The organism is Butyrivibrio hungatei (assembly GCF_900101605.1).
Classification (GTDB): domain Bacteria; phylum Bacillota; class Clostridia; order Lachnospirales; family Lachnospiraceae; genus Butyrivibrio; species Butyrivibrio hungatei_B.
In genome coordinates this window covers 24,145-38,670 of sequence record NZ_FMUR01000015.1, presented here as the reverse complement: position 1 = coordinate 38,670, position 14,526 = coordinate 24,145, and the positions used below count along the sequence as shown (strand labels likewise).

12 protein-coding genes and 1 riboswitch are annotated in these 14,526 nt (G+C 39.1%); of the genes, 1 reads left to right on the top strand and 11 read right to left on the bottom strand.

Annotated features, from left to right (window positions below; translation table 11 throughout):
* Positions 1-153: 153 nt before the first annotated feature.
* Positions 154-267, bottom strand: a riboswitch (FMN riboswitch).
* A 45-nt stretch (positions 268-312) separates the two neighbouring features.
* From BLP87_RS11975 to BLP87_RS11935, 9 genes are all read right to left on the bottom strand, one after another.
* A complete protein-coding gene (locus tag BLP87_RS11975) occupies positions 313-1,893 on the bottom strand; it encodes a glucose-6-phosphate isomerase (protein ID WP_074462881.1) in 1,581 nt (526 codons plus the stop codon).
* Positions 1,894-2,084: 191 nt separating this feature from the next.
* A complete protein-coding gene (locus tag BLP87_RS11970; RefSeq protein ID WP_074462880.1) occupies positions 2,085-2,780 on the bottom strand; it encodes a 5'-methylthioadenosine/adenosylhomocysteine nucleosidase in 696 nt (231 codons plus the stop codon).
* A 26-nt stretch (positions 2,781-2,806) separates the two neighbouring features.
* The gene (locus BLP87_RS11965; RefSeq protein ID WP_074462879.1) at positions 2,807-3,286 is read right to left on the bottom strand and encodes an S-ribosylhomocysteine lyase; all 480 of its coding nucleotides are present in this window, start codon (positions 3,284-3,286) and stop codon (positions 2,807-2,809) included.
* Positions 3,287-3,297: 11 nt separating this feature from the next.
* Positions 3,298-4,164 (bottom strand): MurR/RpiR family transcriptional regulator, encoded by an 867-nt coding sequence (locus BLP87_RS11960; RefSeq protein ID WP_026513448.1) that lies wholly within the window; start codon positions 4,162-4,164, stop codon positions 3,298-3,300.
* A 77-nt stretch (positions 4,165-4,241) separates the two neighbouring features.
* On the bottom strand, positions 4,242-6,161 hold the full coding sequence (locus BLP87_RS11955) for an EAL domain-containing protein (protein WP_074462878.1): 1,920 nt from the start codon (positions 6,159-6,161) through the stop codon (positions 4,242-4,244).
* A gap of 99 nt (positions 6,162-6,260) precedes the next feature.
* On the bottom strand, positions 6,261-7,346 hold the full coding sequence (locus BLP87_RS11950; protein WP_074462877.1) for an undecaprenyldiphospho-muramoylpentapeptide beta-N-acetylglucosaminyltransferase: 1,086 nt from the start codon (positions 7,344-7,346) through the stop codon (positions 6,261-6,263).
* A 78-nt stretch (positions 7,347-7,424) separates the two neighbouring features.
* Positions 7,425-8,519: a hypothetical protein gene (locus BLP87_RS11945; protein ID WP_074462876.1), complete on the bottom strand. Its 1,095-nt coding sequence runs from the start codon at positions 8,517-8,519 to the stop codon at positions 7,425-7,427.
* A gap of 11 nt (positions 8,520-8,530) precedes the next feature.
* The gene (locus BLP87_RS11940) at positions 8,531-10,054 is read right to left on the bottom strand and encodes an MBOAT family O-acyltransferase (RefSeq protein ID WP_074462875.1); all 1,524 of its coding nucleotides are present in this window, start codon (positions 10,052-10,054) and stop codon (positions 8,531-8,533) included.
* A 69-nt stretch (positions 10,055-10,123) separates the two neighbouring features.
* On the bottom strand, positions 10,124-11,632 hold the full coding sequence (locus BLP87_RS11935; protein WP_074462874.1) for an arabinosylfuranosidase ArfA: 1,509 nt from the start codon (positions 11,630-11,632) through the stop codon (positions 10,124-10,126).
* A 161-nt stretch (positions 11,633-11,793) separates the two neighbouring features.
* Between BLP87_RS11935 and BLP87_RS11930 the strand changes: the two genes are divergently transcribed.
* A complete protein-coding gene (locus tag BLP87_RS11930) occupies positions 11,794-12,720 on the top strand; it encodes an alpha/beta hydrolase (RefSeq protein WP_074462873.1) in 927 nt (308 codons plus the stop codon).
* Between the two features lie 59 nt (positions 12,721-12,779).
* Here the strand turns inward: BLP87_RS11930 and BLP87_RS11925 are convergent, their stop codons facing one another.
* Together BLP87_RS11925 and BLP87_RS11920 are read right to left on the bottom strand one after the other, a co-directional pair.
* Positions 12,780-13,739 carry an AEC family transporter gene (locus BLP87_RS11925; RefSeq protein WP_074462872.1) on the bottom strand — a complete coding sequence of 320 codons (960 nt, stop codon included), beginning with the start codon at positions 13,737-13,739 and terminating at the stop codon, positions 12,780-12,782.
* A 24-nt stretch (positions 13,740-13,763) separates the two neighbouring features.
* Positions 13,764-14,525: an exodeoxyribonuclease III gene (locus BLP87_RS11920; protein WP_074462871.1), complete on the bottom strand. Its 762-nt coding sequence runs from the start codon at positions 14,523-14,525 to the stop codon at positions 13,764-13,766.
* Position 14,526 lies beyond the last annotated feature (1 nt).

Sequence of the window (14,526 nt, the reverse complement as noted above, 5' to 3'; positions counted from 1 at the left end):
CCCTGAACATATAAATTGTTCAGGGTGCTTATAAGCTTTTTATTCAACTGAGCTTTACTTAATGATGTTCTGCTCTCGGCATAAATGCCTCGCCGGAACTAAGTTCGATGACAGAAATCAAAGATTTCTTATCTCACTTATCACTAAGTGCTCTGCATACTTCTTCCATCCAGACTATACTGTCGGCATCGGAATCACACCGATTCTGCCTTGCGGCTCGTGGGCTATACCACCGGTAGGGACTTTCACCCTGCCCTGAAGTTTTTATTAAGTTACTGCTATTGTAAGCAGATTAATTCGTCATGTCAATGATCAAATGTTCAAAAGCTTTGCATACTCAGTAAGAGCGCCTTCTGTCTCGTGTGCAAGAACTCTCTTTGCAAGTACCTTACCAAGCTGAACACCTTCCTGATCGAAGCTGTTGATGTTCCATACAAATCCCTGGAACATAACTTTGTTCTCAAAATGAGCAAGAAGCGCACCGAGAGACTTGGGATTAAGCTCATCACCTACGATGATACTTGAAGGACGTCCGCCCTTGAAGTTCTTGTTGAGGTTATCATCTGTTTTACCACATGCAAATGCAACGATCTGAGCTGCTACGTTAGCGCAGAGCTTCTGCTGGCTTGTGCTTCCCTGAATATCAACATCATTCTGAAGCTGGCTGTTCTTAAAGCCGATGAACTGAAGAGGAATGATGTCTGTTCCCTGGTGAAGGAGCTGGTAGAATGAGTGCTGTCCGTTTGTTCCGGGCTCACCGAAGATGATAGGGCCTGTTACATAGTTAATAGGCTCACCGAAACGGTTTACGCTCTTTCCGTTTGACTCCATGTCAAGCTGCTGAAGGTGAGCGGGGAAACGGCTAAGTCCCTGTGAGTAAGGAAGAACCGCTGTGCTTGAGTAACCAAGTACGTTGCGCTCATAAACTCCGATAAGTGCATCGAGCATAGCAGGGTTTTTCTTAAGATCTGCATTTGCAGAAAGCTTGTCCTCTTCTGCAGCACCGTCAAGGAACTGCGCAAACACGTCAGGTCCGAAAGCAAGTGAGAGCACTGCTCCGCCAACGCCTGATGTTGAAGAGTAACGTCCGCCGATGAAGTCATCCATGAAGAATGCTTCAAGGTAGTTCTCGCTCTTTGCAAGAGGAGATGTCTCTGATGTAACTGCGATCATATGCTTAGACTGATCAAGTCCTGCCTTCTTAAGCGCATCTGTAACGAATGATTCGTTTGTAAGTGTCTCAAGTGTTGTTCCTGACTTTGAAACCAGGATAAATATTGAATGAGCAACATCAATGCTGTTAAGTACAGCAGATGCATCATCAGGATCTACGTTGCTGATGAATTTTGCTTCCATCTTGAAATTGCCTGTTCTGTGTGCCCAGTTCTCAAGTGCAAGATACATAGCGCGAGGACCAAGATCACTTCCGCCGATACCGATCTGTACAACAGTTGTGAACTTCTCTCCCTTTGCGTTTGCAATCTCACCTGAGTGAACTTTATTTGCAAAATCTGCGATTCTCTTCTGTTCTTTTACATAGAATTCTCTTTTATCAACTCCGTCAGCTTCTACCTTGTTTCCAAGCTGTCCCCTTGTAAGCTGGTGGAGAACCATTCTCTTTTCCCCGGTGTTAATAACTTCACCGTTATAAAGCGCCTCAAACTTCTCGATAAGCTGTGTCTCTTTTGCAAGCGCATCAAGAGCATTGATAATATCATCATCAACTTCCTTGGCTGCGTAGTTGTATGCAAGGCCGGCTGCCATAGGCACTGAATACTCTTTTACTCTCTTAGCTCCGCTTTCCCCTGACATAGCTTCAACTAAATTTACGTGTTTGATACCTTCAAGATCGTTATAGGATTTAATTGTATCAAGATTGTTCCAACTAACCATTATAAAATCCTCCTGTTTGGCGCGTGAAATTGGGTTTCGCCATTCGTCTAAAGTTTATCAAAGATGTTTTTTCTAATCAAGACGATTACAGAAAAAAATGACTTGGATCATGAGTGATTTTCTCATAAATCCAAGTCATTTTATGTTCTAATCTATAAGCTGTCAAAAAAACTGATTAAATCTGCAATTTCTTAGAGCTCTGCGATTATCTCCATTACGATAGCTGCGCAGTCTTTTGCTGCCTTTGCTTCAAATGTGGGATAGTCAACTTCCGCACCGCCGTCTGCCTTATCTGAGATTGCTCTGATGATAAGGAAAGGAGTGTTGTTAAGATAGCTTGCCTGAGCGATGGCTGCACCTTCCATCTCTGTGCAAAGTCCGCCGTGCTCTTTGATTATGGCGTCCTTAACTTCGGCGCTACTGATAAACTGATCGCCGCTACAAACTCTTCCTTCAAAAACTCCGATATCGGGAGCCGCCTTCTTGATTGAAGCCTTTGCCTTTGCTCTCAGCTCATCATCTGCCTTAAACTCTGCTGCTCCGATCTGAGGAATCTCGCCCTTTTTGTATCCGAATACTGTGATGTCAACGTCGTGATAGCATGCATCTGTTGAAAGAACTATGTCTCCGATATTTATATCTGCATTAAGAGATCCTGCGATTCCTGTGTTGATCACGTGTGTTACACCAAACAGATCGATAAGGATCTGAACACAGATTCCTGCGTTTACTTTACCGATTCCGCTTCTTACTACAACAACTTCGGTATTTCCTATTGTTCCTTCATAAAACTCCATAGAAGCTTTTTTTACAGTATTCTTTACTGTCATGTTGCTCTTTAAGGTTGCAACTTCAACCTCCATGGCACCTATAATTCCAATTTTCATATATATTTCTTCTCTTTCTGTCTTAATTATTCGGGATAAACAAGGTGCTTATCCGTGATGTTATAAAGCGTGTTATCAAGATATCTCTTTGCAAGGAAGTTTGCCATTCCAAGGTTCATATCAAGATAATTTCCGCAGTCTCTGGGGCTTGCTCCGGGAACTTCTCCCTTGAAGTCGCGGATAAACTCATACATTTTTGTAATGATCGGAACGATTTCTTTTGACTCCAAATCTCCTGCAAGAATAAGATAAAAACCTGTTCTGCATCCCATAGGTCCAAAGTATATTGTCTTATCTTTGTACTCAGGATCGTTTCTTAAAAATGTTGCTCCCAAATGCTCCATTGTATGAATCTCTGCTGTATTCATAACAGGCTCTTTATTAGGTGCTGTCATTCTAAGATCGAATGTTGTTAATGTCTCCTGTCCAACCTTGTCTTTTCTTGAAACATAGATTCCCGGTTCAAGATCAAGGTGATTGACTGTAAAACTAGCTATTTTCTCCATTATTTTTCTCCTCACTCCCATTGTGGTTCTGAAAATATCTCGTATGACAATGCAAGATACTTCTCTATATTATCATAGTCTCGATTCGCTATCGCAGTGTACAACGTATCGACCAGGAAAAGCTGAGCAAATCTCGAGCTTGTTATTCCACTCTTTTTATCAATCTCAGGTGAAGTTGCAAAAAGAACATAGTCGCATCTGGTTGTGAGTGCATTGTTGCCAAGCTTTGTTATCGCAACAGTTGTCGCACCCGCGTCCTTAGCGGCTGTGAAAAGCTGCATGATCTGCTTATTTCTGGCATTGTCACTAAAAAATATAGCAACATCCGCCGGTCCTATCTGTGAAACGGTCATCAGGCTAAGGTGCTGATCCTGGTTAAATACAACATTATAATGGATTCTGAGCAACTTGCAATAAAGATCGTATGCGGCTAGTCCTGCCGTACCTACGCCAAATATCTGTATCTGCTTGGCGTTTATTATCTTATCAACGGCATCATTAAAAGTGCCCGCGTCAAACAATCTGTACGTAGTCTGTACAGCCTGTACGCTTGTTGCACAAATGTTATCTGCAATAGATTGCAGTGATGTGTACTCATTGACATCCTTAAATGAAATCTTAGGCCCTTTATCAGCTACCGTAAGCGACGAATTTGCTTCCGTGTAGTAAGCATTCTTAAGGTCTTTGAGACCGTCATAGCCTATAGCCTGTGCAAAACGTGTCCATGCAGCCTGTGTGGTGCCGGACAAACGCGCCAAATCTTTGATAGGATACTGGAAAAGATCATCCTTCCTCTCGAGAATATAATCCGCAACTTTCTTTTCAGATGAAGGAAGCGCGTTATAACAACTCTTTATTCTCTCGCTTACAATATTCATACAGAATGCCTCCATTTATACTTGCACCTTTTAAGTATAACGTAATTATGGATATAATGAAATAAATTTTCACAAACTCATTCAATTTTTTCCCTGTCCAAAAATTCAGAAAGTTGCTCGATTGGAATGGGTTTGGAATACTTATATCCCTGAAGATATCTTGCATACATTTCTTTACATCTGTTCTGATCCGTTTCATCCTCAATACCTTCATACAACACATCATATTCCATATCATTAAACATGTGCGCCATGTGAGTTACCATTTTCTTTGACTTATTATCTGTTCCGCTTGCGATAACAAGTGAACGGTCAAATTTGATTATGTCAAAGGGAAGTTCCATTATTCTTTCCATGTTGGAATAACCTGTTCCAAAATCATCGAGATAGAATGTTATTCCGCTCTTTCTAAGCTCAAAGAGTTTTTCTTTAAGTTCCATAAAGTCTTTTTCATTCTGACTTTCAGTAATCTCGATTGCTATCTTTTCAAACGGAATTCGGGCATCTTTGACTATTCTTGTTATGTTTTCACAAAAATTTTTTTCCTTTATGTCTGTCATAGAGAAATTCACTGATATTCTCTTGATGACGTATCCGTCATCCAATAATCTTCTTATCTCATTGCAGGTTTTTGAAAAGATAATAAGGCTGAGCATGTGGATAAAATTGTGTTTCTCAGCTATAGGTATGAACCTGTCCGGAAATACCATTCCGATCTTCTCAAGCCTTAGTCTCATAAGTGCCTCTGCAGTATCGAATTTTCCTGTTTCAATATTATATACAGGTTGGCAATATACAAGAACTCTGGGGTCTCTTAGATCCTTTCTTCTGTTTATGTCCGCAAGCTGCTCAACTATATATTTGTGACTCTTGTATTTACCGATATCCTCCTCATTGACTTGATGTATTTCATTTGAAAGCATTCTGTTTTCCACATAATCAATGATTCCGATGTAGTCTTCAGCATTTTCTATCTCATCCGTAGTCTGCAAAATTACCATCTTGTATTCCAATTTATAAATTAGATATTGTTCTGTTAAAGTAGTTCTGACTTTTTCAATTTTCTGCAAGCAATCAGGATTTGAGGCCATTCGCACAGAAAGTACCATCTTTCCCTCTGAAATCTGGAACAGTTTGGCACCTTTATATGTGTACGTAGCCATTTCCCTTATCTTGTCGGTCAGTTCTTTAGGATACTTGCGACTTTTCCTGTCATTCACTGCCAGATGCAGAAAATAGATAAGCAGTTTTTCTTTTTTCTTTGTTGCATTTTCTATGTTCTCAATAAATGAATCCGCGTGAAGAGAACCCGTATCCAGATTATATGGATTCGAGTGCATAAGATACATTATGGATATTGCAGGAAATAGTAAAGCTGAAATAGTAAATGATTTCTGATTGTGTCTCTCCTGAATCAAGGTGACAACAAAAGACATTATGATAGTAGCATAAAGAGCCGTAACAATGGGTCTGTACATATGCTTCCCGTATACTATAAGTAGCAGCAATATAAGTGCGGCAAAAAATATATAGCCACTTGAAGCAATATACTGTCCCCGTTGAATATTCTCATTATCGATGATGTTGAATCCAAATCCGAATATCATCCCGAGCAGATCGACGGATGCAGTAAAAGTAAAGACTCCGACAGCAATAAAATCGATTATCCTTCCTATCGAGTCTGAAAGTTTCATTTGATTTTTTGTATAAATGAGATATAGCGCAAGAGCAAGCAGAACTGAAAAATGCGTGATATATTTTGTTAGATATATGATAAATCTCGGACTTTCATCAAGTTTAACGATACTCTGGCGAAAATAAAGGTTGGAAACTGCTGCGATAAATGTACACAGCAGTATCACTTTATATATCTTAAACTCAATACTTTGTCTGATATAAGTTACACGAATAAGAATTGCCAGAACGACCACTACCGCCATGACAATAATATCGCCTACCGGACTGTATCCATTAACATAAGATGTAACATCGATCATTTTCGCACCTCAAACTCGAAAATACTCTACCATATAATGATAACCCTTATGATGTAAATACAAATAAAGTCCCTATTAAGATTTGATAAAAAATTTCAGCTATTGAATTTTTAATTCATTGTCTATAAGACCGACTATAGTGTCAGTCGCACTGTGAAGATTACTGTTCCTCATATTTTCTATATATTTCTCACGGTTCTCGTAAAGATCTTCTATTGATTCAACAAGTATATCTTCATCAAGGTCGTCATTGTCAATAACAATTGAGAATCCCTGCTGTTCAAATGACCTTGCGTTTAGCATCTGGTCACCTCTGCTTGATTTGGTTGAAAGAGGTATCAGTATATTGGGCTTTTTGAGCGCAAGAAGCTCGCAGATTGAGTTTGCACCGGCTCTTGATACAACAATATCCGCCATTGCAAAAATATCTTTAAGCTCATTTTTTACGTATTCAAACTGCTTGTATCCGGGAAGAGTGAGCTTTAGATTGTCCATCTTCTCTTTTCCGCAGATATGAACAATATTGAAGTTCGGTAATAATCTTGGAAGAGCATATCTTACAGTCTCATTTACGGACTGTGCTCCCAGACTTCCGCCGATTACCATAAGTACAGGCTTGTCATCTTCAAAGCCGCAGATTTTTCTTCCTTCTTCAGCATTTCCCATACTGAGTTCTTCTCTTATGGGTGTTCCTGTAAGAACTGCTTTCTCCGCAGGAAGAAGTCTCATGGTTTCAGGGAAATTACAACAGATTCTGTTGGCACCTGCGATACTGAGTTTATTTGCAAGTCCCGGTGTCATATCAGATTCATGTACAATATATGGAATCTTAAGCGCGCCTGCAGCTCTTACTACCGGCACACTTACAAAGCCTCCCTTAGAAAAAACTATGTCAGGCTTTATCTTTTTCAATATTTTCTTTGCTTCTGCAAATCCTTTTAACACTCTGAAGGGATCGGTAAAGTTTTTCGGATCGAAATATCTTCTCAGTTTTCCTGTTGCTATTCCGAAATAAGGTACGTTATAGTCCTCAATTAATTTCTTTTCTATTCCGTTATATGAACCAATATAATAGATATCATATCCGGCTTTTCTAAGTGCAGGGATCAGCGCAATATTTGGAGTTACATGTCCGGCGCTTCCTCCACCTGTAAGTACAATTTTTTTTGTAACAGAATCACTCACGATTATTCCTTCTTCCGTAAAAAAATTCTTAACTATGTGCAGATAGTATACCATCTTTTTTGCAAATAAACTATATATTTATTCTGTCATTTCATATACAAAACGGTCATCTTTTTCATATGCCGGCATTTTTTCTTTAACTATCTTGTCAGACATTGTTTTGACTTCATTAAGCTTTTCCTTGTAATTGCTGAGTGTTAGCTCGTTCTGCCCCTGTATTATCTTATCAATCATATACTTATTTATGTCCTGAGAAAAATGTATCGAATCCATATAGTTATTAAGGTCTGTAACTATCTCTTCTTCTCCCTGAAAACAGAACACTCTGGCGTTGTCATACTTAAGAAGTTCCTCTGTCATCATTTTCTCGCTCTGAATAAAGGCATCTCTTTCACCGGTCCTTACCGCACCATCCCACCATAGCATTGAATATGCAGGGTAAAAGAAAATAAACTTGGTATCGGGGTGCTCTCTTACTTCTTTTGTAAGAAGCTTTATATTTTCCTGCACTTTATCTTTATGTACATCTTTATCCAGCATCGGGATTATATCTTTCTTTCGAAAATAGATTGAAAGCGTCTGATCTTCTCCGAATGTTTTCCACTTAGCCCAGTTGTATGAAAGTCCTTCGTCGTAATCTCCGATAAATGAGTTTGCGACCTGATAAGGAATTTTTTCAAACAGTACATCCTTGTTAAACAAATAGTTCACGTCATTTATTGGATTCTTATCATAAAGATACATGGGACATCCCGCTGCTTCGAAGGTTGTCTGTGCATCAGCGACAAGTGACGACGGATCAATGTTATAAAAGACATATTCAAGGTCGTGCTTCTCATAGGCAACATCAAGAAGATAGCACAGGTCAGCCGTCGCACCGTAAGACCTTATCGCCTTTATAGATTTAACGCCGTATGCATCGTCATACCAGGCATTGTTGTTATTCTCCATAACCGAAGATCCTACCAAAAGCGCGTTGTAATCGAAGTTTCTGAGTGTTCCGACACACTGATATTCTTTGTCATTTAGCACTGCCTTAAGTCCGCACCACGGCTTGTGATAATGATAGAACGGGTCAAAAAATATAACTGTCCCCGCGATAAGCACAGCTACCGCAAGTATCGATATCAGAAATCTCTTTATGAACTTTTTTGAACTGTTTTCTTTTTCCATATTCTTCTAAATTAAAACTGAAAATAAATAAACGTACTTACTGCCGACAATGATATAAAGGACCACAGGAAAAGAACCGTGATACCTATAAGTGTCTTTTTATCAAATGTTGTCGTTTCTATAATTTCTTCAGTGTTCTTTCTTGTGATGATGAATCCGCTTACTGCAAGATATGTCACCATGGTTATCATGTAGATCACGTTTTCATCTATTCCGCCCATCTGGGATAAGAACTGTCTGAATACATAATTTTCTGCGATATCAAGATTTGCAGCGGTTCTTGTAAGGAATCCGGGCCAGGTGAAGAAAAATAATCTTCTAAACATCGCAAGAGCTTTTTCAACAGATTCCGATCTGAAGAATATAAGCGAAGCTACAAATGCTATAAATGTCATGGCTCTTCCTAGTGCTTTTGGAATCACCAGCAGCGGCTCTTTTCTAAAGAGGAATTTTCCTTCTTTTTCGGTGCTCACGATTCCAAGATCATCCCATACTACGAGAAGTCCCTGCATGAGTCCCCAGCATACATACGTCCAGCCCGCACCATGCCACAATCCGCTAAGTATAAATACTATGAGGACATTGGCTATTGTGCGATATCTTCCTTTTCTGCTACCGCCCAGCGGAATGTAGACGTATTTAATGAAAAAGCGCGACAAAGTCATATGCCATCTCTGCCACAGTTCTTTTGCGGAAGCTGCCTTATAAGGCGAATTAAAGTTTGTGGGAAGTCTGTACCCAAGCATCAGGCTGATGCCGTTTGCCATGTCACAGTATCCCGAAAAGTCAAAATAAATCTGGAAAGTATATGCAAGCATAACGGCTATTACAGTTAACGTATCAAGGTAATATGTCTGCTCAAAGCCGTAATTTACAATTTTGGACAATACATCTGCCAGAATAACTTTCTTTGAAAGTCCCAATACAAAAGATATTATTCCGGCTGAGAATTTCACAGAATCATATGTCCTTAGCGACTTGTCTCTGAACTGATCTATCATCTCTTTGTGAAATGCGATCGGTCCCTGTATAAGCTTCGGGAAATAAGCGGTATAGAGGGTATATTCGACAAAGCTGTAATGCGGAGCTTCCCCGTTTGCCCTGTCAACAATATAAGATATCTGCCCAAAGGTAAAAAAGCTGATTCCTATGGGCATGATTATCTTATCAACTGTCAGTCCCGTTTTAAAAACCACGTTGAGATTGTCGGCGAAAAAGCCAAGATATTTAAAGTAGAATAGGAGTCCTAAATTAAATAGCACTCCTATTATCTTTATAAGCTTTTTATGAATATTACTGTCTGTGGTATTTCTTGAATCTATCTTTTTTAAAACCGCACTGAGTGCATAGTTCACTCCAATACTTACCGACAGGATAATCAGGAAATTAACACCAAAAGTATAGTAAAAATACAATGACATTATGATAAGTAATACGTCTGCCACCGTATATTTCTGCAGTCTGTTAAGTGCATGCCAACCAATCATCAGTACCGGAAGAAATACCAATATAAACGTAAATGAATTAAAACCCATTGATACTCTCCATTTATATATATCATAGAGAGTATATCATATTGTGAAAGAAATTTTTATAATTTCTGTTCAAACTTTGAGTCTTATGACATTCCAGCTTCTTGCGGGAAGTGTCGTCTTAAGTACGCCATTATCGTTGACTGCAGTGCTTGTGTTATCTGAAAGTTTTACTTCATCAGGGTTGTTTTCTGTATTTCCGGCTTTAACATCTTTGTGTGTAAGAACGCTGTGAAATTCAACTTTATAATCGGAGAACTGTCTCAGATCGCAGGTAAGTTCAAAATCATCCTCAAGGTTTTTATTTACGGCAAATACGGTAAGTGCGCCGTTTTCCTCATCGCTTATTACTACGGAGTCAACATAAGGTGCATCACCGTGTTTTGACTCATAAGTAGGCACTTTGACAATCGTATTAAGAACTTCACCTCTTCCGTATCTGCTTGACTGCATAAAAGGATAGAAGATTGTTTGCTTAAACACGCCGTTATCTGTTGTTGTTATAGGGCTGAGTACATTTACAAGCTGTGCAAGGCATGCGATCTTTACTCTGTCTGCGTGTCTTAAAAGTGTTATCATCATTGATCCCACAAGAAGTGCATCTTCGAGGTTATAATCTTCTTCGAGCTGATGAGGATGCTCAGTCCATTTCTCAAGCTCTGCATCTTTTTTCTTTGAATGGTACCATACGTTCCACTCATCAAATGAGAGATTGATTGTCTTATCAGACCTCTTTGTTGCCTTTACGCAGTCACAGATACTTACAACGCTCTCTATAAATTTATCCATAGATACGTTGCTTGCAAGGAAATTGGGTGTGTTGTCTTCTTCATTGTCATAATATGTATGAAGCGAGATGTAATCGACATTGTCATAGCTGTTCTCAAGAACAACTCTTTCCCACTCGCCGAATTTAGGCATTCCGATTCCCGATGATCCGCATACTACGCACTCGATCTCAGGATCGATCATCTTCATTAAGTGACCTGCGCGTCCTGCCTTAAGTCCGTATTCTTCAGGTGTCATGTGACCTATCTGCCATGGGCCGTCCATCTCATTTCCAAGACACCATAATTTTATCTTGTATGGATCCTTAACTCCGTGCTTTATTCTAAGATCACTGTAATATGTGCCTTTCTCGATATTGCAGTATTCAACTACATTTTTGGCATCTTCGATTCCTCTTGTTCCGAGATTGATCGCATACATTGGCTCTGAACCGACTTTTTTGCACCAGTTCATGAATTCATCGAGTCCGAATCTGTTGCTCTCAACTACTCCCCATGCAGGCTCAAGTCTCGCAGGTCTTTCTTCGACAGGTCCTACGCTGTCTTCCCATCTGAACGCCGAGACAAAATTTCCTCCGGGATATCTTACGATGGGAACATCAATCTCTTTTACCAGCTCAATAACGTCCTTCCTAAATCCGTTTTCATCGGCAAATTTGTTGCCGGGCTGATAAATACCTTCGTACACCGCTCTTCCGAGGTGCTCAATAAAAGATCCGTAGATTCTTTTGTCCACTTTCCCTACGGTAAAACTTTTATCTATGCACAATGTTACTTTGTTTTCTTTTTTCATTTTACATTCTCCTAAAATAATTTATATTTATATAAATATAATATTCCATTCTTTGCAAAAAGAAAACCGAAAAATGCGTTTATCTGTAAAAAAAATGATAATATATATTGGAGAGGCTTAAATGATAATGCCCTTAAAACTTTACATGCGAGGTATTTTTAATGAGCAAAAAAAATTCAGTTCTTAAATTCGGCATTTTCTCTGCATTTCTTGGTGGAGCGTATGCTCTGACCAATTATATCTATAAGCTTACATCCGTTCCTGTTCAGCATACCGACGAAAGTCCCGATTATGACAAAGCTATTACGGCCGGAAGAATGTTTGTAAGAAATCATAAAGATAAACAGGATATGTATATCAACAGTATTGACCAGCTCAAGCTGCACGCTGCATACATCCCTGCAAGTAGCAATTCGCACAGATATGTTATCCTTGTTCACGGTATCAAAGATAATCACGAGTACAACGGTATCTATGCTCAGTATTATCTTTCACTTGACGTAAACTGCCTCCTTCCCGATCTTCGCGGATTTGGAAAGAGTGAGGGTAAATATGTCGGTTACGGCCTTGATGACAGGCTTGATCTCATGGAATGGATCTATTGGATAATAAAAAGAGATCCGGAGGCTTCTATTCTTCTTCACGGAATGTCAATGGGCGCCGCAACTGTACTTATGACAACAGGTGAGCATCTTCCTGAAAATGTAAAAGCCGCTATTTCAGACAGTGCTTATTCAAACTTAAGAAAGCAGTTTGCAAAAACATATAAGACTATGAAAGGATCGATACTTCCTGCTTCAGTTGTGGTCGCACTTGCAAGATTTATAATCTATCTTCGCTCAGGATTTGATATTAACGATGTAAGACCTATCGATGCCGTGTCAAAATCAAAGACTCCGACACTCTTTATACACGGTGATGAGGACGAAGTGATAGATCCGCAGATGTGCTCACGTCTTTACGAAGCGGCAAAGTGTGACAAGCAGTATTGCATGATCTTAGGCTCAGGACATATTCACGGAATCGTTACAGATCCTGTAAATTACTGGGGTAAGATAAGATCATTCTTATCAAAAACAGACTTTTAAATATTTTAAGTATATTAAAAGGGAAGCGCTGTAATTAGTGCTTCCCCTCTTGTTTATTATCATATTATTCCCAGAGACCTAAGTATAAACAACCAGAATGTCAATGTAAATGAACATGCAAATGTTGTCATCATAACTATGCTGCTACTGAGGACTCCTTCGTGTCCCATGTTTTTAGCCATGATATAACAGCTTACGGTTGTCGATGATCCAAGCATGATCAATATCGCAACGATCTGCTCACCCTTAAATCCCATATTTACCGCTATTGGCATGAATATTCCCACAAGAACAAACAGCTTTATAAAAGTTGCGATAAGTGCGGGTTTTATTTCATTGAGCGCCTTTTTTACTTCAAAAGATGCTCCCATAGAAATCAATCCAAGCGGTGTTGCAAGCCTTGCTATATTATCCGTGAAATTTACAAATAAAGTAGGTCTTGGGATTCTTAGAAGTGACCATATAAGGCCTATGATTATTCCTATTATGATCGGATTTTTGGCTATTCCTACGGCAGTTTTCTTTATAAGTTCGCTTCTGCCATTGTTTTCACTTTCTTTTTCTGCCGTAAATATCAGTATTATAACTGCAAAGATGTTGTACAGTGGAACGCTTCCAAGTATCATGAGAGGTCCCATTCCCGTACTTGCATCTCCGTAGATGTTATGAATAAATGCAAGTCCCAGTAAAGCGGCGCTGCTTCTGTATGCTCCTTGTATAAACTCTCCTCTTTTGCCTTTATCTTTTACACATAGTACAGAAAAAAGAGATATGACTCCGATACTTATTATCGTCGCCAAAAAACAGAACAATACAAATTTACCATTCCATGTTCCTCTAAAATCCTGATCTGCCAGATCTTCAAAAACCAACACGGGAAGTGCTATTTTGAAAACAAATTTATTCATCCATGATGCGGTTTTTTCATCTATAAAACCTATCTTGTTCAGAATAAATCCAAATATCATTAAAAGAAAAACCGGAAATGTTGCATTTAAACTAAAGACTAAATTATTCATTTTTATTTCTCATATATCTGTTTTTTATTTTAATATAATTCCTACAGGGCAATGATCGGAGCCAAGAGCTTCACTGTAGATTTTGGCATCCTCTATAGATGGCATAAGAGATTTTGAAACTACAAAGTAGTCAATACGCCACCCTGCATTTTTTTCCCTTGCATGGAATCTGTATGACCACCATGAATATGCTCCCTCAAGGTCGGGATAAAAATATCTGAATGTATCCACAAGGTCTGCGGCAAGAACATTGTCAAACTTGGCTCTCTCTTCATCTGTAAATCCCGCATGTCCTCGGTTTGTCTTGGGATTCTTAAGGTCGATCTCTTTGTGAGCTACATTTAAGTCACCGCAATAGATAACAGGCTTTGTCTCTTCAAGTTTTTTGATATACTTAAGAAAATCATCTTCCCAAACCTGCCTATATTCAAGTCTTGAAAGATCTTCTTTCGCATTTGGTACATACACCGTTACGAGGTAATAATCATTATATTCGGCTGTAATGACTCTTCCTTCGTGGTCGTGCTCTTCAATACCAAGTCCGTATGTTACGGAAATCGGCTTTTCTTTTGTGAAGATCGCTGTTCCAGAATATCCCTTCTTTTCCGCATAGTTCCAGTATTCTTCATATCCGGGAAGATCCATCTTGATCTGTCCTTCCTGAAGCTTAGTTTCCTGAAGGCAGATTACATCAGGATTCTCTTTATCCATAAATTCCTGAAAGCATCCTTTTGATACACATGCTCTAAGTCCATTAACATTCCATGATACAAGCTTTAATCCCATG

Excerpts from the sequence above, each read along its gene's own strand:
- BLP87_RS11920 (WP_074462871.1), bottom strand. The coding sequence starts at position 14,525 with ATGGGATTAAAGCTTGTATCATGGAATGTTAATGGACTTAGAGCATGT.
- BLP87_RS11970 (WP_074462880.1), bottom strand. The coding sequence starts at position 2,780 with ATGAAAATTGGAATTATAGGTGCCATGGAGGTTGAAGTTGCAACCTTA.
- BLP87_RS11940 (WP_074462875.1), bottom strand. The coding sequence starts at position 10,054 with ATGGGTTTTAATTCATTTACGTTTATATTGGTATTTCTTCCGGTACTG.
- BLP87_RS11945 (WP_074462876.1), bottom strand. The coding sequence starts at position 8,519 with ATGGAAAAAGAAAACAGTTCAAAAAAGTTCATAAAGAGATTTCTGATA.
- BLP87_RS11935 (WP_074462874.1), bottom strand. The coding sequence starts at position 11,632 with ATGAAAAAAGAAAACAAAGTAACATTGTGCATAGATAAAAGTTTTACC.
- BLP87_RS11965 (WP_074462879.1), bottom strand. The coding sequence starts at position 3,286 with ATGGAGAAAATAGCTAGTTTTACAGTCAATCACCTTGATCTTGAACCG.
- BLP87_RS11975 (WP_074462881.1), bottom strand. The coding sequence starts at position 1,893 with ATGGTTAGTTGGAACAATCTTGATACAATTAAATCCTATAACGATCTT.
- BLP87_RS11925 (WP_074462872.1), bottom strand. The coding sequence starts at position 13,739 with ATGAATAATTTAGTCTTTAGTTTAAATGCAACATTTCCGGTTTTTCTT.
- BLP87_RS11960 (WP_026513448.1), bottom strand. The coding sequence starts at position 4,164 with ATGAATATTGTAAGCGAGAGAATAAAGAGTTGTTATAACGCGCTTCCT.
- BLP87_RS11955 (WP_074462878.1), bottom strand. The coding sequence starts at position 6,161 with ATGATCGATGTTACATCTTATGTTAATGGATACAGTCCGGTAGGCGAT.
- BLP87_RS11930 (WP_074462873.1), top strand. The coding sequence starts at position 11,794 with ATGAGCAAAAAAAATTCAGTTCTTAAATTCGGCATTTTCTCTGCATTT.